This window comes from Paucibacter sp. B2R-40, assembly GCF_025717555.1.
Taxonomy (GTDB): domain Bacteria; phylum Pseudomonadota; class Gammaproteobacteria; order Burkholderiales; family Burkholderiaceae_C; genus Paucibacter_A.
Map to the genome: position 1 here is coordinate 231,144 of NZ_JAJIRP010000009.1, position 21,128 is coordinate 252,271.

General features: G+C 59.0%; 18 protein-coding genes. 17 read left to right on the forward strand and 1 reads right to left on the reverse strand.

Going from position 1 to position 21,128, the window contains the following annotated elements; translation table 11 throughout:
* Nucleotides 1-54 precede the first annotated feature (54 nt).
* The 7 genes from LNV09_RS18680 to cyaY all read left to right on the forward strand — a co-directional run bounded on the left by LNV09_RS18680 (nucleotide 55) and on the right by cyaY (nucleotide 6,967).
* Nucleotides 55-1,323: a porin gene (locus LNV09_RS18680; protein WP_263558581.1), complete on the forward strand. Its 1,269-nt coding sequence runs from the start codon at nucleotides 55-57 to the stop codon at nucleotides 1,321-1,323.
* A gap of 122 nt (nucleotides 1,324-1,445) precedes the next feature.
* Nucleotides 1,446-2,222, forward strand: coding sequence for a DUF3047 domain-containing protein (locus LNV09_RS18685; protein WP_263558582.1), 777 nt, complete (start codon nucleotides 1,446-1,448; stop codon nucleotides 2,220-2,222).
* A 185-nt stretch (nucleotides 2,223-2,407) separates the two neighbouring features.
* A complete protein-coding gene (locus tag LNV09_RS18690; protein ID WP_263558583.1) occupies nucleotides 2,408-3,385 on the forward strand; it encodes an ABC transporter permease in 978 nt (325 codons plus the stop codon).
* 46 nt (nucleotides 3,386-3,431) lie between these two features.
* Complete coding sequence (locus LNV09_RS18695) at nucleotides 3,432-4,367, forward strand: ABC transporter permease (RefSeq protein ID WP_263558584.1); 936 nt, start codon at nucleotides 3,432-3,434, stop codon at nucleotides 4,365-4,367.
* An 18-nt stretch (nucleotides 4,368-4,385) separates the two neighbouring features.
* Nucleotides 4,386-5,369 (forward strand): ABC transporter ATP-binding protein, encoded by a 984-nt coding sequence (locus LNV09_RS18700; RefSeq protein WP_263558585.1) that lies wholly within the window; start codon nucleotides 4,386-4,388, stop codon nucleotides 5,367-5,369.
* The gene (locus tag LNV09_RS18705) at nucleotides 5,366-6,352 is read left to right on the forward strand and encodes an ABC transporter ATP-binding protein (RefSeq protein ID WP_263558586.1); all 987 of its coding nucleotides are present in this window, start codon (nucleotides 5,366-5,368) and stop codon (nucleotides 6,350-6,352) included. Before LNV09_RS18700 ends, LNV09_RS18705 begins: the two co-directional genes overlap by 4 nt.
* A gap of 246 nt (nucleotides 6,353-6,598) precedes the next feature.
* Nucleotides 6,599-6,967 carry an iron donor protein CyaY gene (gene cyaY / locus LNV09_RS18710; protein ID WP_263558587.1) on the forward strand — a complete coding sequence of 123 codons (369 nt, stop codon included), beginning with the start codon at nucleotides 6,599-6,601 and terminating at the stop codon, nucleotides 6,965-6,967.
* On the opposite strand, the gene LNV09_RS18715 is transcribed toward cyaY, so the two are convergent.
* Nucleotides 6,957-9,341, reverse strand: a complete 2,385-nt coding sequence (locus LNV09_RS18715) for a penicillin-binding protein 1A (RefSeq protein ID WP_411969316.1) — start codon at nucleotides 9,339-9,341, stop codon at nucleotides 6,957-6,959. The two genes, cyaY and LNV09_RS18715, sit on opposite strands and share 11 nt — an antisense overlap.
* A 320-nt stretch (nucleotides 9,342-9,661) precedes the next feature.
* On the opposite strand from LNV09_RS18715, the gene LNV09_RS18720 reads away from it, so the two are divergent.
* The 10 genes from LNV09_RS18720 (at nucleotide 9,662) to LNV09_RS18765 (ending at nucleotide 21,048) form a co-directional block, all read left to right on the forward strand.
* Nucleotides 9,662-10,699, forward strand: a complete 1,038-nt coding sequence (locus LNV09_RS18720; protein WP_263558588.1) for a pilus assembly protein PilM — start codon at nucleotides 9,662-9,664, stop codon at nucleotides 10,697-10,699.
* Nucleotides 10,696-11,355: a PilN domain-containing protein gene (locus tag LNV09_RS18725; protein WP_263558589.1), complete on the forward strand. Its 660-nt coding sequence runs from the start codon at nucleotides 10,696-10,698 to the stop codon at nucleotides 11,353-11,355. Before LNV09_RS18720 ends, LNV09_RS18725 begins: the two co-directional genes overlap by 4 nt.
* A 7-nt stretch (nucleotides 11,356-11,362) precedes the next feature.
* Nucleotides 11,363-12,061, forward strand: a complete 699-nt coding sequence (locus LNV09_RS18730; protein ID WP_411969317.1) for a type IV pilus inner membrane component PilO — start codon at nucleotides 11,363-11,365, stop codon at nucleotides 12,059-12,061.
* Nucleotides 12,062-12,081: 20 nt separating this feature from the next.
* The gene (locus LNV09_RS18735; protein WP_263558636.1) at nucleotides 12,082-12,585 is read left to right on the forward strand and encodes a pilus assembly protein PilP; all 504 of its coding nucleotides are present in this window, start codon (nucleotides 12,082-12,084) and stop codon (nucleotides 12,583-12,585) included.
* Complete coding sequence (locus tag LNV09_RS18740; protein WP_263558591.1) at nucleotides 12,582-14,780, forward strand: type IV pilus secretin PilQ; 2,199 nt, start codon at nucleotides 12,582-12,584, stop codon at nucleotides 14,778-14,780. The genes LNV09_RS18735 and LNV09_RS18740 overlap by 4 nt, the downstream gene beginning before the upstream one ends.
* A 68-nt stretch (nucleotides 14,781-14,848) precedes the next feature.
* Complete coding sequence (locus LNV09_RS18745) at nucleotides 14,849-17,299, forward strand: Ig-like domain-containing protein (RefSeq protein ID WP_263558592.1); 2,451 nt, start codon at nucleotides 14,849-14,851, stop codon at nucleotides 17,297-17,299.
* A gap of 17 nt (nucleotides 17,300-17,316) precedes the next feature.
* Entirely contained in the window at nucleotides 17,317-17,877 is a 561-nt protein-coding gene (locus LNV09_RS18750; protein ID WP_263558593.1) for a shikimate kinase, read from the forward strand.
* A gap of 56 nt (nucleotides 17,878-17,933) precedes the next feature.
* Complete coding sequence (gene aroB, locus LNV09_RS18755) at nucleotides 17,934-19,055, forward strand: 3-dehydroquinate synthase (RefSeq protein ID WP_263558594.1); 1,122 nt, start codon at nucleotides 17,934-17,936, stop codon at nucleotides 19,053-19,055.
* A gap of 10 nt (nucleotides 19,056-19,065) precedes the next feature.
* Nucleotides 19,066-20,220 carry a deoxyguanosinetriphosphate triphosphohydrolase gene (locus LNV09_RS18760; RefSeq protein WP_263558595.1) on the forward strand — a complete coding sequence of 385 codons (1,155 nt, stop codon included), beginning with the start codon at nucleotides 19,066-19,068 and terminating at the stop codon, nucleotides 20,218-20,220.
* A gap of 105 nt (nucleotides 20,221-20,325) precedes the next feature.
* On the forward strand, nucleotides 20,326-21,048 hold the full coding sequence (locus LNV09_RS18765; protein WP_411969318.1) for a transposase: 723 nt from the start codon (nucleotides 20,326-20,328) through the stop codon (nucleotides 21,046-21,048).
* Nucleotides 21,049-21,128 lie beyond the last annotated feature (80 nt).

Below are 21,128 nucleotides of genomic sequence, written 5' to 3' on the forward strand. Positions count from 1 at the left end.
GCGAGCTGGATACTCCAAAATCAATTCATTCGAATCTGATAACAGGAGACATCCATGAAAAAATCTTACCTCGCCCTCAGCTTGTTGGCAGCAAGTACCTCCGCCGCTTGGGCGCAGACCAGCAGCGTGACGCTGTATGGCATCGTCGACGCTGGTGTGACTTACACCTCAGGCGTGCGCGGCGGCAACGTCACGCAGTTGGTCAGCGGCATCATGGATGGCTCGCGTTTGGGCGTGCGTGGCACCGAGGACTTGGGGGGCGGTTTCAGTGCCGGGTTTACGCTCGAAAATCGCCTTGAAGCCGATACAGGCGGAACCAATAACCGCCCAGTGTCGGGTTCGCAATTGCCCGATCGCATGACGCAGGCGGCCCTCTTTGTGCCAGGTTTTTCGGCCTTTCCGCCCGCCAATCAAGCCGCAATTCAAGGCGCAGTGACCAAGGTCGCGGGTGCACTTGGCCCCAGCTTCGGAGTCAACGTCGCCAATAACTTCTGGGATCGCCAAGCCTTTGTTCGTTTGGTGACACCAATCGGTGCCGTTTCTGCCGGGCGCCAGTACACGCCTGCATACCTGATGCAAGCCGAGTTTGACATCATGCAGACGCAGTCCAGCTTGGCCGCAGGTCAAGTTGCGAGCTTCCCCTCTGCGATCGACATTCGCCAAAGCAACTCGGTGCAATACGGCATTCAAACCGGTGGCTTCACTGCCGCCGCCATGGTGGCCGCTGGTGAAGGTTCGACCTCGCAAGGCCATTTCATGGGGCTGATGAGCTACTACCGCTCTGACGCCTTCACGGTCGGCTTTGGCTATCAAGAACGTGAAAACGAAAGCGGCCAAAAGTCGCTAAAGAACCTCGTCGTCGGAGCCTCGGCAGCGATTGGCCCGGGAAAGCTGAGTGCCATGTATGTCACGGCCAAGGATGAGAATCCCTCAGGTTTGAGTAGCATTCGCCCACTCTTGATTTCAGGAGGAGCATCTGCCGGCGCTGCTAGTTTGGTGGCAAATGCCTTCATCAACGCCTTCAGGCAAGACTCCGTGTTGATGCATATCGGCTACAAGATGACGATGGGGGCCAACACCTTCTATACGGCCTACTCGAAGCTCAATGACAAAACTAAATTTGACGCCGATACCCAGTCTTACGGGGTGGCCTACACCTACGCTTTCTCCAAGCGTACAGATGTGAATGCAGTGCTGACTCACTTCGATAACAAGGGCTTGGGTCAGATGGCTCCTGGCGGCGCCGGTTTCCTGGGCGGTGTGACCACCAGCGCCGGAACCGATTCCAACAGCTTCGGCGTGGGTTTGCGCCACCGCTTCTGATCAGGCCAACTCGCGGGCGCGCTTGATTCGAGCGCCCGGAGGTGGACGGCGGGCCGCGAAGCGGCCCGCTGCTATTTGGCTTGACGACTTTTGCTTCAATGAGGTCTCCGTATACTCGTCGCATGCCTTCAAGAAACCAGAATGAGCCCCGCTTGCATCACCGTTGTGTTTTGTCGCTGGGCTTGCTCGGTCTCTTGCTGGGCTGCGCCAACCCCGAGCTTCCCACCGCTACGGCGCAAGAGCCTATGTCTGCGGCGCTGGCAGATTGGTCGGCGCGCGAGTTGCCGGGCAAGTTAAGCACGCAGTACTCTATGGCGCACAGGGACGGGCAGGCTTGCGTGTTGGCAAAGGCTTCAAAGTCCGTCAGCCTATGGCGCCGCCCCTTGAAGATTGATCCGGAGCAGATTGCCGGCTTGCAGTTTGATTGGTGGATACAGACGCTCGACTTGCGGGCCTCCGTGCTTGATCCGGATACGGATGACGCGCCGGCACGGTTGCTCTTGGGCTTTGATGGAGACGAAAGCCGCTTGTCGATGCGCAACCGCATGCAGTTTGAATTGGTGCAAACCTTGACCGGTGAGGCGCCACCTTTTGCGACCTTGATGTATGTGTGGGATGCCAACGCCGCGGCCGAAACGATGCTGATCAGCTCGCGCAGCGACCGTATCCGCAAGATCGTCGTTGGCTCGGGCGAAGGCGGGCGCGGGCGTTGGCAGCGCCTGCGGCGGGACGTGAGGGCTGACTACATCAAGGCCTTTGGTGAGGCGCCGGGCAAGCTGAGCTCGATGGCCCTGATGACGGATGGGGACAATACCGGCAGCCGCGCCGAGGCCTGTTACGGCAGTATTTTGTTATTGGGTGCCGACCAGCAAGCGCTCCAGGGCAGCTTGAAATTTTGATGTCACGCCTATCCAGCTAGACTGCTCTAAGGGCTTTCCCGTTTGTGGCGATGCACGCTCTTCGCCATCATGGCCCAGCTTCGGTGGCGAGTCGATCTTTCGGCCGATGCACACTTTCATCTTACTCAGCCTCTCCTGGCAGCCGACGCTCGCGTCGTTCGTCTGGCTCCACCTGTTTCGCGCACATGCTAGTTTTTATTCTCAGACGCCTCGCCCAAGCCATCATCGTGATGCTGACGGTGGCCTTTATTGCTTTCATGCTGTTCCAGTACGTGGGCGATCCGGTGACCAATTTGCTGGGACAGGATGCGACCGAGGAACAGCGTATTGCCTTGCGCCATGACCTCGGCCTCGACGCGCCATTCCCAATCCAGTTCGCCCGCTTCATCGGCAATGCGCTGCAAGGCGAGTTTGGGCTCAGTCTGCGCCAGGGCCGCAAGGTCTCCAGTCTGATCGTCGAGCGCTTCCCGGCAACCTTGGAGCTATCGATGGTGGCCGGTTTGATTGCGCTGGGTGTGGGCATTCCGCTGGGCGTATATGCGGCCTTGCGGCGCGGGCGGGCAAGCTCGCAGTTGCTGATGATGTTTTCGCTCTTGGGCGTCTCACTGCCGACCTTCTTGATTGGCATTTTGCTGATCCTGGTGTTCGCGGTTTGGCTGAAATGGCTGCCCAGCTTCGGCCGCGGCGATGTGACCGCGTTCGGCTCTTGGACCACCGGCCTGCTGACCGCCGATGGCCTGCGTCATGTCTTGCTACCAGCGATCACGCTGTCGGTTTTTCAGCTGACCTTGATCATGCGTTTGGTGCGCTCCGAAATGCTGGAGGTACTGCGCACCGACTACATCAAGTTCGCCCGCGCGCGGGGCTTGAGCAACCGCAGTGTCTACTTTGGTCATGCCTTGAAAAACACCTTGGTGCCGGTGATCACCATCACCGGCCTGCAACTTGGCTCTTTGATCGCCTTCGCCATCATCACAGAGACCGTGTTCCAGTGGCCGGGTATGGGTTTGCTGTTTATTCAGGCGGTACAGTTCGCCGACATCCCGGTCATGGCTGCGTACCTGTGCCTGATCTCCTTCATCTTCGTGACCATCAACCTGCTGGTCGACCTGCTCTATTTCGCGGTCGACCCGCGCTTGCGCGTCGAAGGCAAGGCGCATTGATGATGTCACCCGCTGAACCCCGTCTTCTTGCCGAGTTCCTTCACGCATGAGTTCTCTTTCCTCGACTGCTGCGCCCGGCGTGCTGAGCCGCTTTTTTGCGGGCGACGTCTGGCATTCTTTCCGCTCGTCGCCGGTGGCGATGATGGCGGCGGTGATCGCCTTCATTTGTATTTTCTGTGCGCTGTTTGCGGAATTCATCGCTCCGCACAACCCTTTTGATCTGGCCTCGCTGGAGCTGATGGACGCGCGCTTGCCGCCCGCTTGGATGGAAGGCGGCAGCAGCAAATACCTGCTCGGTACCGACGACCAAGGGCGCGACCTGCTTTCGGCGCTGATGTACGGCGCGCGCATCTCTCTGTTCGTCGGCTTCGCCTCGGTGCTGTTGTCGATGACGATAGGCGTCGGCCTGGGCCTGCTGTCGGGCTTTGTGGGCGGCAAGGTCGATGCCTTCATCATGCGCATCTGCGATGTGATGTTGTCCTTCCCGTCCATCCTGATCGCGCTGCTGATCGACGGCGTTGGCCGGGCGATGTTTCCGAACGCGCATGACAGCTTGGCTTTTTTGGTCTTGATTCTGGCGATCTCTTTGACCGGCTGGGTGCAGTACGCGCGCACGGTGCGCGGCACAACGATGGTGGAGCGCAACAAGGAGTATGTGCAGGCGGCTCGCGTGATTGGCGTGGCGCCGGGGCGCATCATGCGCCGCCATGTCTTGCCCAATGTCCTGGGGCCGGTGCTGGTGCTGGCGACCATTCAGGTGGCGGCGGCCATCATCACCGAGGCGACGCTGTCATTTCTCGGTGTCGGTGTGCCGCCGACCAGCCCCTCGCTGGGGACCTTGATCCGCGTCGGCAATGACTTTTTGTTCTCGGGCGAATGGTGGATCACGATCTGGCCCGGCGCCATGCTGGTGCTGATCGCGCTGAGCGTGAACTTGCTGGGCGACTGGCTGCGCGATGCGCTCAACCCTCGCCTGCGTTGATAGACAACTCTTTCTCTCATGACCCAAGCTCTTCTTGAAGTCCGCCATCTGCGGGTCGAATTCCCCACCCGCCACGGCACTTTGCTGGCATTGGACGACATCAGTTTTGACATCGCGCCGGGCGAGATCCTTGGCGTCGTGGGCGAATCCGGTGCCGGCAAGTCACTGACCGGCGCGGCCATCATCGGCTTACTCGACCCACCGGGCCGCATCGCCTCGGGTGAGATCCTGCTCGAAGGTCGGCGCATCGATAACTTGCCCTATGACGAGATGCGCAAGATTCGCGGCCGGCAAATTGGCGCCATTTTTCAGGATCCGTTGACTTCGCTGAATCCGCTCTACACGGTGGGGCGGCAGCTGATCGAGACCATCACCACACATCTGAACTTGAGTGAGAGTCAGGCGCGCAAGCGCGCCATCGAGCTACTGGAGCAGACCGGCATTCCGGCGGCCGAGGCGCGTATTGACCAATATCCGCACCAGTTCTCCGGGGGGATGCGGCAGCGGGTCGTGATTGCGCTGGCGCTGGCCGGCAGCCCGAAACTGATCGTAGCGGATGAGCCGACCACGGCGCTGGATGTGTCTATCCAAGCGCAAATCATTGCCCTGCTCAAAAGTATCTGCAAGGAGCAGGGTGCGGCGGTGATGTTGGTCACCCACGATATGGGCGTGATCGCCGAGACCTGCGACCGCGTGGCCGTACTTTACGCTGGCCGAGTGGCCGAGATCGGGCCGGTGCATAGTGTTATTCACAAGCCTGCTCATCCCTATACCGCCGGACTGATGGGCGCCATCCCTGCGATGGACGAAGACCGCGAGCGCCTGCTGCAGATCGACGGTGCGATGCCGCGCTTGAATGCGATTCCAAAGGGCTGCGCCTACAACCCGCGCTGTCCGCAGGTGTTCGATCGCTGCCGGGTCGAACGGCCTGAGCTGACTATCGTTGGTGACACTGGTGCCGCTTGCTGGCTGCACAGTGCAACTCAAGGAGTAGCCGTATGAGTGCGCCCTTGGTTGAGGTGAAGGACCTGGCGAAGATTTTCGATGTCTCGCCGCCCTGGTTGAACCGCGTGATCGAGCGCAAGCCGCGGCAGTTTGTGCATGCGGTAGATGGCATCAGCTTCAGCATCGAGCGGGGCAAGACGCTGGCCTTGGTCGGTGAGTCGGGCTGCGGCAAGAGCACGGTGGCGCGGCTGCTGGTGGGCTTGTATGAGCCGACCCGAGGCACGGTGTTGTTCGACGGCATCGACACCGCCAAGACCTTGGCCTCTAGCGGCGCCTTGGCCTTGCGCCGGCGCATGCAGATGATTTTCCAAGATCCCTATGCGTCTTTGAATCCGCGCTGGAAAGTGGTTGACATCGTCGCCGAGCCACTGCGAGAGCATGGCTTGGTGGCAGGCTTGGAGGCGCAGCGGGCGCGGGTTGGTGAGTTGCTGAGTTCGGTCGGCTTGTCGCCGCTGGACCGCGAAAAGTTCCCGCATCAATTTTCCGGCGGCCAGCGCCAACGCATCTCGATTGCTCGTGCACTGGCGACGCAGCCTGAGTTCTTGGTCTGCGATGAGCCGACCTCGGCGCTCGACGTGTCGGTGCAGGCGCAGGTGCTCAACATCATGAAGGACTTGCAGCGCAGCAATGGGCTGACCTATCTCTTCATCTCGCACAACCTGGCGGTGGTGCGCCATGTGGCCGACCAGGTCGGCGTGATGTATCTGGGCCGTTTGGTCGAATTGGCCGACAAGGCCGAGTTGTTCGCGCGCCCGCGCCACCCCTACACGCGGATGTTGCTGGATGCGATTCCCGATATCCATATGACGGGCCGGGCTCGCACGCCGGTGCAGGGCGAGGTGCCCAATCCGCTCAATCCGCCAACGGGTTGCAGTTTCCACCCTCGTTGCCCCTTGGCGACCGAACGCTGCAAGGTCGAGCGCCCGCTGATGCGGCAATTCAAAGGCGTGGCGGTCGCCTGCCACGAGGCAAGCGCGTAAAGGTCAAGGCTTGGCGGGGCTGGACGCAGGTGCGGCCGAAGCTGCTGCCGTACCTGGAGAAGACTCGGGTAGGCGCAAGGGACCCTTTTGTCCGCAGCCCTGCAGCATTGCCGCATAGCTGAGCAGCGTCAGCAGCAAGGCGGCAGGCCCGGGTCGATTTGACCCTGTGCGCTTAACGGCCAAGTTGGGCGAGAATACACTGACCGGCATCTTGTTCGTTTTCATCATTGCGGAAGTTTATCGCCCATGTCTGCTATTTCGTCCGCTGCACCTGCCGCCACCCCCCTCACCGACGCCGAATACCTCGCCAAAACCCGCGCGATGCTGGATCAAATCGAGGCCAAGATTGACGAATGGTTGGACAGCGACGTGATCGACATCGACAGCCATCGCAGCGGCGGCCTGTTGGAGCTGAGCCTGCCCGGCGGCAGCAAGATCATTCTGAACACTCAAGCGCCCTTGCAGGAGTTGTGGATGGCCGCCCGCGCGGGCGGTTTCCACTTTCGCTATGTCGATGGCTTGTGGTTGGACACCAAAACCAGTGCAGAGTTTCTTGCCATGCTTGCCACCCAAGCCAGCGCTCAAGCTGGCAAGCCGCTCAGCTTCAGCGCTTAAACAAATCGAGAATGCTTTTCTTCTCGTCTTCGCCCGCCGCCTTGGGCAAATGAGCCTCGTCATCGCTGAGTGCGGGAACGCCGGCTTTGCCGCTGAATTCGTCAAAGTACCATTCGCCGTTGACGTTCAACACACCTTCGGGCGCCGAGGGTTCGGAGACCGCCACGCCGCGCAGCGCGAAGCCCATGTACTCGATCCAGATCGGCAGCGACAAGCCGCCGCCGGTTTCTCTATCGCCTAGCTTGCGCGGCTGGTCGTAGCCGATCCAGACGACCGCCACCACTTCTTTTTGATAGCCGGCAAACCAGGCATCCATCGAGTCATTGGTGGTGCCGGTTTTGCCATAGATGTCCGGCCGTTTCAGTTGCGCCTGCGCCTTGGCGGCGGTGCCGCTGCGCGTCACTTCTTGCAGCAAGCTGGTCATCAAGAAGGCGTTTCTGGCTTCGATGGTGCGCGATTCCTCACCGAGTTGGCTGGGCGCTGCCTCAAACAAGACGCGGCCCTTGTTGTCGGTCAGCTTGGCGATCAGTTGCGGCGCAACCCGGTAGCCGCCGTTGGCGAACACGGCATAGCCCTGCGCCATCTGCATCGGGGTGACCGAGCCGGCGCCCAGTGCCATCGTCAAATAGGCCGGGTGCTTTTCCGCCTCGAAACCAAAACGCGTCAGCCATTGCTGCGCAAAGCCGACGCCGATCGAGTTGAGGATGCGGATAGACACCATGTTCTTCGATTTTGCCAAGGCGCGCCGCAGCGGCATGGGCCCCTCGAAGGTGCCGTCGTAGTTCTTGGGCTCCCAAGGCTGGCTGCCGGTGGTCGAGGCGCTGAAAAACAGCGGTGCATCATTGACGACGGTGCTCGGCGTAAAGCCTTTTTCGAGCGCCGCAGAATAGATAAACGGTTTGAAACTGGAGCCGGGTTGGCGCCAGGCCTGCGTCACATGGTTGAACTTGTTCTTGGCGTAGTCGAAGCCGCCGACCATCGCCCGGATGCGCCCGTCGCGCGGGTCCATGGCAATGAAGGCGCCTTCAACCTCGGGCAACTGGGTAATCGTCCATTCGTCCTTGCCGGCTTTGCCGGATTTGATGACGCGAATCACCGCACCGCGGCGGATGCGGGTCTTGGGGTTGCCTTTGTCGCTCAGGCCCGAGGTCGCCGGTTTGAGGCCTTCGCCACTGAGGGTCAGGGTTTCGCCGTTTTGCAGCGCCGCCACGACTTTGCGCGGGTCGGCCTCCAGGACCACGGCGGCCAGCAACTCGTCATTGGCCGGGTGGTCCGCCAGCGCCTCGGCGATTCGTACGTCCAGGGCCTTGGGGTCTTTGGGCAGGTCGACATAGGCTTCCGGCCCTCGGTAAATCTGGCGCCGCTCGAAGTCCATGATGCCGCGCCGCAGCGCTCGGTAGGCCGCGGTTTGTTCTTCCGATCGCAGGGTCAGATAGACGTTTAGACCGCGCGTGTAAGCCTCATCCCCATACTGATTGAACATCAACATGCGTGCGGCCTCGGCGACATATTCGGCATGTTGCGGTGATTCGCTGATCGGACGGAAGACCAGTTTTTCGGCCTTGGCGGCATCACGTTGCTCTTCTGTGATGAAGCCGTTCTCCAGCATCCGCTCGATGATGTATTGCTGGCGGATGGTGGCGCGCTTGAGGTTGTTGATCGGGTTGTAGGCGGACGGGGCCTTGGGCAGCCCCGCCAACATCGCGGCTTCAGCGACCGAAATGTCGCGCAGCGGTTTGCCGAAATAGACCTCGCTGGCGGCGGCAAAACCGTAGGCCCGATGACCCAGAAAAATCTGGTTCATATAGATCTCGAGAATCTCGTCCTTGCTGAGCGCGCTTTCTATCTTCAGCGACAGCAAAATCTCATAGATCTTGCGCGTCAAGGTCTTCTCGGTCGAGAGATAGAAGTTGCGCGCCACCTGCATGGTGATGGTCGACGCGCCTTGGCTACGTGATTCGCCGAAATTGGCCAGGCCGGCGCGAATGACGCCAAGATAATCGACCCCGCCGTGCTGGTAAAAGCGCGCATCTTCGATCGCCAAGACGGCGTCTTGCATGCGCTTGGGGATCTCTTTGATCGTCAGGAAGTTGCGGCGCTCTTCGCCGAACTCGCCCAGCAAGACGCCGTCGTTGGACAAGACGCGCATCGGCAGCTTGGGCCGGTAGTCGGTCAATCCGCTGATATCGGGCAGGTTCGGGTAGGCCATGGCCAGCGCTAGGGCGATCAGCAGCAAGCCCGAAAACACACCGGCCAGCATCAAGCCGACCAGCCATGAAGCCGTGCGTCCTAGGACGGACAGGGCGGTGCGCCGCTGTACGGGGGGGGTCTCGGACTTGATTGTTCGAGGGGCAGTCTTTTTGGCTTCGCTCATGGGCCTCCGGATGGGGTGGGCGGATTATAGAAAGCCGGCTCGTCAGTTCCGCGGCAGCTTGGCGAAATGGCACTGCGATTTGCTCGATTTCCAGCTGTTTGACTTGTTGCCCCGTTTTCCCTGCTTTTTCAGTGCTTAAGCCCAGCTCGAAGGCGTGTATGTTTCGCAACGTGGCGTTACTTGCTGTGACCTTGTTTCCGTAGGGGCCCAAGGTCTTTGCTGCTAGCATTCAAATAACTTATTAATAGTCCGGCGATAAACGTTGGGGGATTCACGTCGTGGGAATACTTGACGTATTGAGGGGTCGTAAACATCCGGCCATGATTGGCTTGGATATCAGTTCCTCCAGTGTCAAATTGGTCGAGTTGGGTCAGAACGCCAGCGGCGAAATGGTGCTGGAGCGTTTTGCGACCGAGCCTTTTGAGAAAGGTTGGATCACCGACGGCCAGATCGAAAAATTCGATGAGGTGGCCGATGCTGTGCGCCGGGTAGTTGCGCGCAGTGGCAGCAAGACGCGTGACGCCGTGCTGGCGATGCCGCAGTCCGCCGTCATCACCAAGAAGATCATGTTGCCAGCCGGTCTGCGTGACGAAGAACTGGAAATACAGGTTGAGGCCGAGGCCAATCAATACATCCCGTTTTCACTGGACGAAGTCAGTCTAGACTTTTGCGTGATCGGCCCCAGCCCGACTTCGGTCGGTGACGTGGAGGTGTTGATCGCCGCGTCGCGCAAAGATCGGGTGCAAGATCGCCAAGGTCTGGCCGAGGCCGCGGGTTTGCGTCCGGTGATCCTGGATATCGAATCGCACGCTTCCCGCATGGCGATGGGCCGCTTGATCGCCAATTTGCCGAATGAAGGCAAAGATGCCCTGGTTGCGCTGTTTGAGATCGGTGCCGATACGACCAGCCTCAAGGTCTTGCGTGACGATGAAATGCTGTATGACCGCGACCAGGCTTTCGGTGGTTCGCAGTTGACGCAGCTGATTTCTCGCCAATATGGTTTTTCTTTCGAGGAAGCCGAGCAAAAGAAACTCAGCAATGATTTGCCTGAGGATTTCACGACGGCGGTGTTGAATCCCTTTGTCGACAGCCTTTCGCAGGAGATTGGCCGTGCCTTGCAGTATTTCTTCACCAGCACGCCGCATCACAAAGTGCATTACGTGATGTTGGCCGGTGGTACGGCGACCTTGTCGGGTTTGAAGGAGCGCGTCACCGAGTTGACCGGCTTCGCCTGTATGGTGGTCAATCCATTTGAAAATATGGCGCTCGGCGCGTCGATTCGTGAACCTAAATTGCGCCGCGAGGCACCGGCCTATTTGACGGCTTGCGGCTTGGCAATGCGGAGGTTCTTCCAGTGATATTGATCAACCTACTTCCGTACCGGGAAGAAAAGCGCAAGCGTCGCAAGACCGCCTTTTTTGTCGGGCTTGGCGTTGCTGCAGCCGTGGGGGCTGGCATCGTCGCTGCGGCCTATATGCTGGTGCAGCACATGACCTCTGAGCAGCAGCGCCGCAATCAGTTCTTGACGGTGGAGATCGGGCGGCTCGACGATCAGATCAAAGATATTGCCAATCTGCGCTCCGAAATCGAGTCCTTGAAATCGCGTCAGCGTGCGGTGGAAGATTTGCAGACCGACCGCAATACGCCGGTGCAATTGCTCAATGAGTTGGCTCGCCATACGCCTGAAGGTGTCTATTTGACCTCGATTCGGCAGGCCGACAAGATCGTCACCATCACCGGCATCGCGCAAACCAATGAGCGTGTGTCGGAGTTCTTGCGCAATACCTCGCGCAACTCTGAATGGTTGGATAGACCCGAGTTGGTCGAAATCAAGGTGGCGAATCTGAGCACCAATAGCCGCGACCAGAAGCGCCTGTACGACTTCTCGATGCGAGTTTCGATCAAAGAGCCGAACCGCGAAGCAGGTGCTAAGCCCGCTGTGCCTGGCTCCTCTGCTTCCGGGGCCGCAGCCACATCGGCCGCTGTGTACCCGCTCGCGCCTAACCAGTCCTGAGGCAAGCATGGCGATCAAGGCGATTTCAATGAAGTTCGAGCCCGGAGTCTGGTTCGAGGGAGTGGCGGATCAGTTTCGCGGCCTCAACACCAGCGAGCCGGGCCAATGGCCCTGGGCGCCGAAGCTGACCTCTTTTGCAGCGGTAGCGGTGCTGGTGATGGGGCTGGGCTGGGTGTTTTTGTTGGCGGATGTGCAGTCGGCGCTGGACGCTGAACGCGAGCGCGAGCCCGTGCTGCAGCAAGATTACAAAGGCAAGCTGGCCCAGGCGGTCAATCTGCCGGAGTTGCGCAAGCAGAAGAGTCAGGTTGAGGAATATGTGACGCAGCTGGAAAAGCAGTTGCCCGGCAAGGCCGAGATGGACGCATTGCTGTCCGATATCAACCAGGCCGGCATTGGGCGTGGCTTGCAGTTCGAGTTGTTCCGACCCGGTCAAGTAGTGGTGAAAGACTATTACGCCGAGTTGCCCATTGCGCTGCGAGTGTCCGGGCGGTATCACGACATCGGCGCCTTTGCCGCCGACGTTTCCAATTTGTCGCGCATTGTGACCTTGCACAATTTGAATGTGCTGGCGCCCACGGGCAAGGATGCCGCCAGTGGCAACTTGAGCATGGAAGCGACCGCGAGAACCTACCGCTACCTCGATGCGCTCGAGGTGGCTGACCAGAAAAGAACTGCAGCCAAGGCTGCGGCGGGGGCCAAAAAGTGAAGGCGCGATTGATCTCGGTGATGTTGCTCGGCAGTTTGCTGACGGCTTGCTCGGCCGATATGGACGAGTTGAGTCAGTGGATGGAGCAGCAAAAGCGCGAAGCCAAGCCCACCATCAAGCCCTTGGTACCCCCCAAGAAATTTCTGCCGCAACCTTATGAGGCCGCTGCCGGTGTAGACCCCTACAGCCCTCAAAAGCTCAGTGTCGCGATCAAGCAGGAGGCGGCCCAGCCCAACTCTTTGCTCAGCGCGGAAATGAACCGTCGCCGTGAGCCTTTGGAGTCCTACCCGCTGGACAGCATGTCCATGGTCGGCAGCATGATGCGCCAAGGTCAGCGCTATGCCTTGCTGAGAGCCGATAACTTGCTTTACCGCGTCAGAGACGGCGAGCATCTGGGTTTGAATTTTGGCCGAGTGATGAAGATTTCAGAAACCGAGATCACGCTGCGCGAGGTCGTTCAAGACGCCGCAGGTGAATGGGTAGAACGCACAAGTACCCTCCAGCTTCAGGAGCAGGGACGATGAAAATATTGCAGCAGGAGACATTCGGCATGGGCCATTGGCGCACGTTGGGCATAGGTTTGGCGGCATTGCTCGGCGTTTTGCTGACAACGCAGGCGCAGGCTCAAATCAGTATTCGTTCAATCAACAGCGTTCAGCAGGCTGGCGTTGAAGTGGTGCGCATCGAGATGTCCGAGCCCTTGACCGAGGTGCCCAAGGGCTTCACGGTGCAAACGCCGCCCCGCATCGCCATCGATTTGCCCGGCGTGGTGAATGGCATCGGTCGCTCTTTGGTGGAGGTCAATCAAGGCAATCTGCGCTCTGCCAACGTCGCTCAAGCGGGTGATCGCACGCGGGTGGTGCTGAATCTGCGTCAACCCTCGGGCTACCGTGCCGAGTTGCAAGACAGTGCCTTGTTGTTGATTTTGGAATCAGCCCCTGGCGCCGCAAAGAGCCCCGGAGAGCCGGTGCATTTCGCTTCCAGTTTGAATGCTGAAACGCAGCTCTTGCGCGACATTGATTTCCGCCGTGGTCAGGACAACGCCGGCCGCATCGTGGTCAACCTGCCCAGCAATCAAGTCGGGGTCGATATTCAACAACAGGGCCAGAATTTGGTGGTCGAGTTTTTGCGCTCCAGCCTGCCTGAAAGCCTGCGCCGCCGGCTTGATGTGTCGGACTTCGGCAGCCCGGTGCAGACGATCTCGACCTCGCAAGTGGGGGACCGCGTGCGCATGGTGGTGGAGCCCAAGGGCGCCTGGGAGCACAGTGCGTATCAGAGTGACAACCAGTTTGTGTTGGAGGTCCGGCCTCAAAAGCTCGACCCGAACAAGTTGACGACAGGCCCTGGCTTTGCCGGCGACAAGCTGTCATTGAACTTTCAGAACATTGAAGTACGCGCGCTGCTGCAGGTGATTGCCGACTTCACCAACTTCAACGTCGTCACCAGTGATTCGGTGACCGGCAATGTGACCCTGCGGCTGAAAGATGTGCCTTGGGATCAGGCACTGGACATCATCATGCAGGCCAAGGGCTTGGGTCTGCGCAAGTCGGGCAATGTGCTTTGGATTGCTCCCAAGGACGAGTTGGCGGCCAAGGAAAAGCTGGATCTGGAGTCCCGTGCACAAATCTCGCTGTTGGAGCCGGTGCGTACCCAGGCCATTCAACTCAACTACACCAAGGCCGAGGAAGTGGCCAAGGGCTTGAATGGGCAGAGCTCCGGCGGCAGCGGCGGCGGTGGTGGTGGCGCGAGTGGAGCCGGTGGGCAGAACTCATCGCGCATTTTGTCGCCGCGCGGCAGCGTGATGTTCGAGTCGCGCACCAATCAATTGTTCGTGACCGATATCCCGTCCAAGTTGGAAGAAGTTTTGGCGATGATTGCCAAGATCGACATTCCAGTGCGGCAGGTTTTGATTGAGGCGCGCATTGTCGAGGCTGATGACAAGTTTGGCCGCTCGCTCGGCGTCAAGCTTGGCTTCAATGATTTGCGCGGCCAGCAAGGTGGCATACCGGGCCGCAATGTGGGCGGCAACCAATATGTGGTGGCCGGCGGCAACTACAACGGCGTGGGGTTCAGCACCAAGCAAACGAACGAAAACAACTTCGCCAACACGCAGTTTGTGAACTTGCCGGCCAATGTGTCTTCCGATGCATTCGGCGGCGCCACCGCTGCTAACTTTGCGCTGTCGCTGTTCAGCTCTACCGCCAATCGTTTTTTGAACCTTGAGTTATCTGCGCTGGAGTCCGACGGCAAGGGCAAGATCATTTCAAGCCCGAGGGTGATCACCGCCGATCAGGTCAAGGCCTTGATCGAGCAGGGCGAGGAGTTGCCTTATCAAGTGGCCACTGCCAGTGGCGCCACCTCGATCCAGTTCCGCAAGGCCAATTTGAAGCTGGAAGTCACGCCACAGATCACGCCCGAGGGCAATGTGATCCTCAACGTCGACATCAACAAGGACAGTCGAGGCACGCTGACCCCGCAAGGCTTTGCCATCAACACCAAGCATGTGCAAACGACAGTGCTGGTCGAAAACGGCGGCACGGTGGTGATTGGCGGCATCTTCACGCAGGATGAACGGGACGATGTTTCCAAGGTGCCCGTCTTGGGCGATGTGCCTTACCTCGGCAATTTATTCAAGACCAAATCGCGCTCGTCGATAAAGACCGAGTTGCTGATTTTCCTGACGCCCAAGGTTGTCAGTGATAGAGCAACCGTTCGGTAGTCGTCGACAAACATAGTGGGAGTTGCCGCGTCATGAGGTCGATGCGAGCATTGCAGGAGTATGCAGAAATGACTAGCAGTAAGAAACTTGAAGGCTTCGCCCGGCGCTGTGCGCAGGCTTTACTGAGTCTGGCGGTGGTCGGGGTATTGGCCGCTTGCGGGGGAGGGGGCTCCGACGCTGGCACCCCGATTTTTCAGGATTCCAGCAACCCGGTCACGCCACCGTCGGCCTCGACTTTGGTGGACCTGGCCTTGGTGGCCGACAAGCAAACAGTGCCTAACACCGGCGCCGAGGTGGTTACCTACACCGTCACCGCGCTTGGGGCAGGCAATGCTGCATTGATTGGTGTGGAGGTGCCGGTCACGGTCGAAGTGGATGCTGGTGCCGTGGTGACTCCTTCGGCCAAAGTTACCGATAAGACCTCCGCCAAAATGACGGCAGTGGTAGCCCTGATCGACAAAACAAGTCGCACGGTCAATTTGACGGCCAAGAGCGGGGCCATCAGCAAAAAACTCAGCTTCAATGTGGTGGACAGTGTTACCGGCAGCGCTGTCGCAGATATGTCGGTCGTGGTCGACAAAATTACGATTCCCAATACCGGCGCTGAAGAGGCCAGCATTACCGTGACGACACTAGACGCCGCGCGCTCGGCGATTGGCGGCGTTGCAGTCAGCATGCAAGTCGTTGACGTGGGTGATGCGGTGGTGCTGGATCCCGGCAACACAACCACCGGTGATAGCACCGGCCAACTGACGCGCCGGCTCAAACTGCAAAACAACAAGACCAAGCGGACGATTGCCGTTAAAGCGACCAGCGGAACGGTGTCACGCACCATCACCGTGGACGTCGTAGATCCACCGGCCGGCACAGTGTTGACCGCCAGTGACCTGACGCTTTCCATCAGCAAAAACAGCATCAATAACTCGGGCAGCGAAACAGTCGATGTGATTGCCCGGGCGGTTGACGCCAATCGAAATGCTTTGGCGGGTATCGATGTTATTTTCCGGGTTGATAGCGATGCTGTGCTGACGCCTATTAATACTAAGACCGATGCCAAAGGCGAGGCCAAAGCCACGGTCGGTATTGGCGCAAATCGTACCGTGCGAACGATTACTGTGTCCGCTGAGAGCAGCGCCTTGAAAGGGGTGCGGTTGTTGAGTGTGACCGGTGCGAAATTACAAGCAACTGTCAATCAGCCAAATCGTCTAGTGGGCGAACAGGGGTCCGTCGATTACAGCTTGCTGGATGTCAATGGCAGCCCGATCGATGGGGTGGAGATTGTCGCCACCGGACCGGGCGGCGCAAGTGGCCGCGGGTTCACCAATGGCCAAGGTAAATGGACGTATTCGTACAAAGCCGAAGGCAATGGCAAGATGTCGATCAAGGCGGTTGGCGGTGCCGGTGACACGCCTGTTGAGTCTTTTGTGAATGTGGCAGCAAAACCTGCCGCGCTGGATCCTGCGGTCAAGATCCTGTCGGCAACCATGACCATGGATGCGCTGGTGGTGAAAGTCAACGAGATTGGCAAAGACGTTAACCGAGCCGAAATCAGAATTCTGTTCCGTGGCGAGAAAAACGCGCCGATTGAGAATGTACGTGTCCATATTGGTTTGGGTGCAAACAATACTTCTACCGATGGTCGGTTCAGCGTCAGCGAGAGTGACCCGCCACTGCTATCGGATAAAAACGGTTTAGTGACCGTGAGTTTCATTGCTGGCGAACGCCCTAGCCCGACCGACGGAGTCAAGATACAAGGTTGTTATGGCCGAACCGATGATTTGGGGACCACGGCGAACGGGTGCTTGAACGGCCTCGCCATCAATCCGGTGACCTTGACCGTGGTTGAGACGCCTGTTTCTATCTCTATTGGCGGAGATGATGTCTTGGCGATTGGCGATACTGGCTTGACTTATATTGCCAAATTCACCGTTTTGGTGGTTGACTCAGCCGGTAACCCAAAATCGGATGTACAGGTAACGCCTATGGTCGACCTGCTGGGTTATGGCAAGGGGCAGTATGTTTATGACCTGGCCAATAAGAAATGGGTCATCCCGGTTGATGCCACGCCCCCGCCAAATGGGCCGTTACCAATATTTTTGCAATGCCCAAATGAAGATAGGCTGGATCCTGACGGCGCCAGAAATGGAACCCTTGAGGTGGGCGAGGATATCAATGGCAATCTTCAGCTTGATCCTCGAAAATCAGATGTGTCGGTTGCCTTGGAAGGTAGTACAAAGACCGATAAAAACGGGCTTGCAACTTTGAGAATTGAATATCCAAAAAGTATGGCTTCTTGGGTTCGGTATATGATCAAAGTGAGCGCGCCCGGTGTGTTGAGCCCGCCGGCTTGGTATGGTCGCTATGAAGAGCGATGGTTGCCGGCACTGACTGCGGCCATCAAGAGCGATAGCTCGCCCGCGTTTCAAATCAGCCCCTACGGTATAGATACGACTGGGTATAAGAATAGTTCGACCGACCCTTTGGTCCCGATTGGCGCCGGTTGTTTCACTAAGAAGTAGTTCGTAGGACTAGTCGTTTGATGATCTCACTCGTCGGTATGCCGGGCGGTGGCAAGTCCACCGTCGGTCGTGCCTTGGCGCGGCAATTGGGCGTGCGATTCGTCGACACCGATGCGGAAATTGAAGCGCGCTTGGGTGAATCGATTCGCAGCTTTTTTGATCGCGCCGGTGAAGCGGCCTTCCGGGATATCGAGTCCGAAGTACTGAGTGATATTCTGGCCCGGGAGGGCGAGCTGGTTTTGGCCACCGGCGGGGGCATTGTTCTGCGCGAGGCCAACCGCGATCTATTGCAGCGGCATTCCACGGTTTTGTATTTGCGCTCCACGCCGGAAGAATTGTTTCGGCGCTTGCGCCACGACACACAGCGACCGCTGCTGCAGGTGCGTGATCCTTTGGGTAAATTGCGCGAGCTCTATCTGCAGCGCAATCCGCTGTATCGGCGCTGCGCCCATTTTGTCCTCGAGACCGGCCGTCCCTCGGTCAACGGCCTCGTCAATATGGCGCTGATGCAACTTGAGTTGGCCGGGCTGGTTGACCCTGATCGCGTCGCGGCGACGGTCGGTGCCGAGAAGCATTGATTGAAGGGCTGCAGTGCATGCCGGAGTGGCCTTGTTCGCCTCGTACACTTGACGGCATGACTGCTGCAACCACTTCACTTTCCGCCATCAAGCCTCAGATTGTTCCTATCGCGCTTGACGAGGGCCAGCGTGGCTATGACATCTTGATTGGCGCCGGGCTTTTGGATCAGTCCGCCAGCTTTGAGGGTCTTCCCAAAGCAGCTGCCGCGTTGATCGTCAGCAACGAGACCGTAGCGCCGCTGTTTTTGCAGCGCCTGCAAACGCAATTGGCCAAACAGTATGCGCGTGTGGACGCTGTGCTGCTTCCCGATGGCGAACAGTTCAAGGACTGGGCGTCGCTGAACCTGGTCTTTGATCGCCTGCTGGAGACCGCTTCCGATCGCAAAACAGTGCTGTTTGCCTTAGGAGGCGGCGTGATCGGGGATATGACGGGCTTCGCGGCGGCAGTCTATATGCGCGGGGTACCCTTTGTGCAGGTGCCGACCACCTTGTTGGCACAGGTCGACTCTTCGGTCGGCGGCAAGACCGCCATCAATCATCCGCTGGGCAAGAATATGCTCGGTGCCTTCTATCAGCCGGCCCGTGTGATCGCTGATCTGGACTCCTTGGACAGCCTGCCGCAGCGCGAGTTGTCGGCGGGCTTGGCCGAGGTGATCAAGTATGGGCCGATTGCCGATGCGGCCTTTCTGGATTGGATTGAGCTCAATCTAGATGCCATGCTGGCGCGCGACAAAGTTGCTTTGGCCTATGCGGTCAAACGCTGCTGTGAGATCAAGGCTTGGGTGGTGGGGCAGGACGAGCGCGAACAGGGGCTGCGCGCCATCCTCAATTTCGGCCATACCTTTGGCCACGCGATTGAGACCGGCCTGGGTTATGGCGCATGGCTGCACGGTGAGGCGGTCGGCTGCGGCATGGTGATGGCGAGCGATTTGTCGGTCCGCCTGGGGCTAATGCCGGCCGAGTTTTTGCCGCGCATGCGCAGCTTGATCGAGCGGGCCGGCCTACCTGTCCTCGGCCCGGCTTTAGGCGCGCAGCGCTATCTGGAGCTGATGCGCGTCGACAAAAAGGCCGAAGGCGGTGCGATTCGTTTCGTTTTGGTCGAAGGACTAGGCAAGGCCGGCATGCATGCGGCGCCCGATGATTTGGTGGCCCAGGTGCTGGCCAGCCACTGTGCCTGACAGCCCGGCCATGCAAACGGTGCCCGCGCCTGTGCTTGCACCCTATGCTTGTGATCCCACGCGCAGCCGAGGCCGGCGCGTCTATGAGGCGCCGGCCCCCACGCGCAGCGAGTTTCAACGCGACCGCGATCGCATCATCCACAGCACGGCCTTCAGGCGTTTGGTTTACAAGACGCAAGTATTCCTGAACCACGAGGGTGACTTGTTTCGCACGCGCCTGACCCATTCCTTGGAGGTGGCGCAGCTGGGGCGTTCGATCGGTCGCAGCCTGCGGCTTGATGAGGATCTGATCGAGGCGATTGCCCTGGCCCATGATCTGGGCCACACGCCGTTTGGTCATGCCGGCCAAGACGTGCTCGACGACTGCATGCAGGCTCATGGGGGCTTCGAGCACAACCTGCAATCGCTGCGTGTGGTTGACAAACTGGAGCAGCGCTACCCGGCGTTTGACGGCCTCAATTTGTGTTTTGAGACACGCGAAGGGATTTTGAAGCATTGTGCTCGGCGCAATGCGCTGCTGCTGGAGGCGGCCGAGCCAGGCGGGGTAGGCGAGCGTTTCTTGCTTGGGCATCAGCCCAGTCTTGAGGCGCAGCTTTGCAATCTGGCCGATGAAGTGGCCTACAACGCGCACGATATTGATGACGGCGTGCGCTCGGGTTTGTTGGCCTTGGATCAATTGGCGACGGTGCCCCTTGTGCAAACGTATTTGCGCGAAGCCTTGGCCGCCTATCCCGGCTTGAAAGGCAAACGGCTGCTGGCCGAAACCATTCGGCGCATGCTGTCAGCGCAGGTGTACGACATCATTGATGCCACTGGCGCGGCACTCGCTGCGGCGGCGCCGACCGATGTGGCCGCGGTGCGCTTGTGCGGCCCGCTTTTGCGTTTCAGCCCCGCCATGCGCGCCGCGAGCACCGAGCTGAAGCGTTTTCTTTTTGCGCATTTGTATCGCCACAGCCAGGTGCAATCCACACGCTTGCGTGCCGAGCAAGTATTGCGCGACCTATTTCGCATCTACGCCACCGACCCGCAGCAAATGCCAGCCGAATACCTGCAAGAGATAGCCGCCATCGATCTGCCCCGCGCCTGCGCTGACTACATCGCCGGCATGACCGACCGTTTCGCCATCCGTGAGCACCAAAGGCTGACCGGCTTGAGCCTGTTCTAGTCACTCCTCAAATGCCGCCTCCTTAAATGGGGTCAGGTTCAATTAATTGAGTCGTAAAATGGGGTCAGGTTCATTTACTGCGCCCCTTCAGCTGGGCGACCCGTCATGGCTAGACTTCCTCGACTCATGCTTGCCGAGCAAGCGCATCACGTCATACAGCGCGGCAACAATCACCAAGCAATTGTCCTTAGCGATGCGGATCGCCTGCACTATCTAGAGCAATTGCATGACTGTGCCGCCACCCACAAAGTGTCCATTCACGCCTATGTGTTGATGGACAACCACCTCCATTTGCTTGCTACACCCAAAGAGGACCAGGGCATCAGCCAGATGATGCAGGCGCATGGGCGGCGCTATGTGGCGTGGTTTAACCACAAGTACGATCGCAGCGGCACCCTTTGGGAGGGGCGTTTTCGAGCCGCCCTGATCGATAGCGAGCATTACTTGATGGCTTGCATGCGCTATATCGAGCTCAACCCCGTGCGGGCAGGCATATGTGTAAATGCGGACGACTACCGCTGGTCCAGTTGCGCCCACCACCTTGGTCGCCGTAGCGACCCGCTGGTCAATGATCACGCATTGTTTTGGTCTTTGGGCAACACCCCCTTCGAGCGTGAACTGGCCTACCGCGAGCTGCTTAGCCTCGGTCTGAGCGAGCCTGAGCGAATTCAGTTTCATGATGCGACCATGAAGGGGCGGCCACTTGGCTCGGCAGTATTTCTGCGGCAGCTGGCTGAAAAGACCTTGCTTCCGCTGGAGGCCAAGCCTAGAGGGCGCCCTAGAAAGGTGGCGACGAGTTCGCCAAAAATTGAACCTGACCCCATTTAATTGGTATTTTTTTCGATGGCGACTAATTAAATGAACCTGACCCTATTTAATTGGGCTTGATGACTTTGCTGCGCTGCAGT

Excerpts from the sequence above, each read along its gene's own strand:
- LNV09_RS18680 (WP_263558581.1), top strand. The coding sequence starts at position 55 with ATGAAAAAATCTTACCTCGCCCTCAGCTTGTTGGCAGCAAGTACCTCC.
- LNV09_RS18685 (WP_263558582.1), top strand. The coding sequence starts at position 1,446 with ATGCCTTCAAGAAACCAGAATGAGCCCCGCTTGCATCACCGTTGTGTT.
- LNV09_RS18690 (WP_263558583.1), top strand. The coding sequence starts at position 2,408 with ATGCTAGTTTTTATTCTCAGACGCCTCGCCCAAGCCATCATCGTGATG.
- LNV09_RS18695 (WP_263558584.1), top strand. The coding sequence starts at position 3,432 with ATGAGTTCTCTTTCCTCGACTGCTGCGCCCGGCGTGCTGAGCCGCTTT.
- LNV09_RS18700 (WP_263558585.1), top strand. The coding sequence starts at position 4,386 with ATGACCCAAGCTCTTCTTGAAGTCCGCCATCTGCGGGTCGAATTCCCC.
- LNV09_RS18705 (WP_263558586.1), top strand. The coding sequence starts at position 5,366 with ATGAGTGCGCCCTTGGTTGAGGTGAAGGACCTGGCGAAGATTTTCGAT.
- cyaY (WP_263558587.1), top strand. The coding sequence starts at position 6,599 with ATGTCTGCTATTTCGTCCGCTGCACCTGCCGCCACCCCCCTCACCGAC.
- LNV09_RS18715 (WP_411969316.1), bottom strand. The coding sequence starts at position 9,341 with ATGAGCGAAGCCAAAAAGACTGCCCCTCGAACAATCAAGTCCGAGACC.
- LNV09_RS18720 (WP_263558588.1), top strand. The coding sequence starts at position 9,662 with ATGATTGGCTTGGATATCAGTTCCTCCAGTGTCAAATTGGTCGAGTTG.
- LNV09_RS18730 (WP_411969317.1), top strand. The coding sequence starts at position 11,363 with ATGGCGATCAAGGCGATTTCAATGAAGTTCGAGCCCGGAGTCTGGTTC.
- LNV09_RS18735 (WP_263558636.1), top strand. The coding sequence starts at position 12,082 with ATGTTGCTCGGCAGTTTGCTGACGGCTTGCTCGGCCGATATGGACGAG.
- LNV09_RS18740 (WP_263558591.1), top strand. The coding sequence starts at position 12,582 with ATGAAAATATTGCAGCAGGAGACATTCGGCATGGGCCATTGGCGCACG.
- LNV09_RS18745 (WP_263558592.1), top strand. The coding sequence starts at position 14,849 with ATGACTAGCAGTAAGAAACTTGAAGGCTTCGCCCGGCGCTGTGCGCAG.
- aroB (WP_263558594.1), top strand. The coding sequence starts at position 17,934 with ATGACTGCTGCAACCACTTCACTTTCCGCCATCAAGCCTCAGATTGTT.
- LNV09_RS18760 (WP_263558595.1), top strand. The coding sequence starts at position 19,066 with ATGCAAACGGTGCCCGCGCCTGTGCTTGCACCCTATGCTTGTGATCCC.
- LNV09_RS18765 (WP_411969318.1), top strand. The coding sequence starts at position 20,326 with ATGGCTAGACTTCCTCGACTCATGCTTGCCGAGCAAGCGCATCACGTC.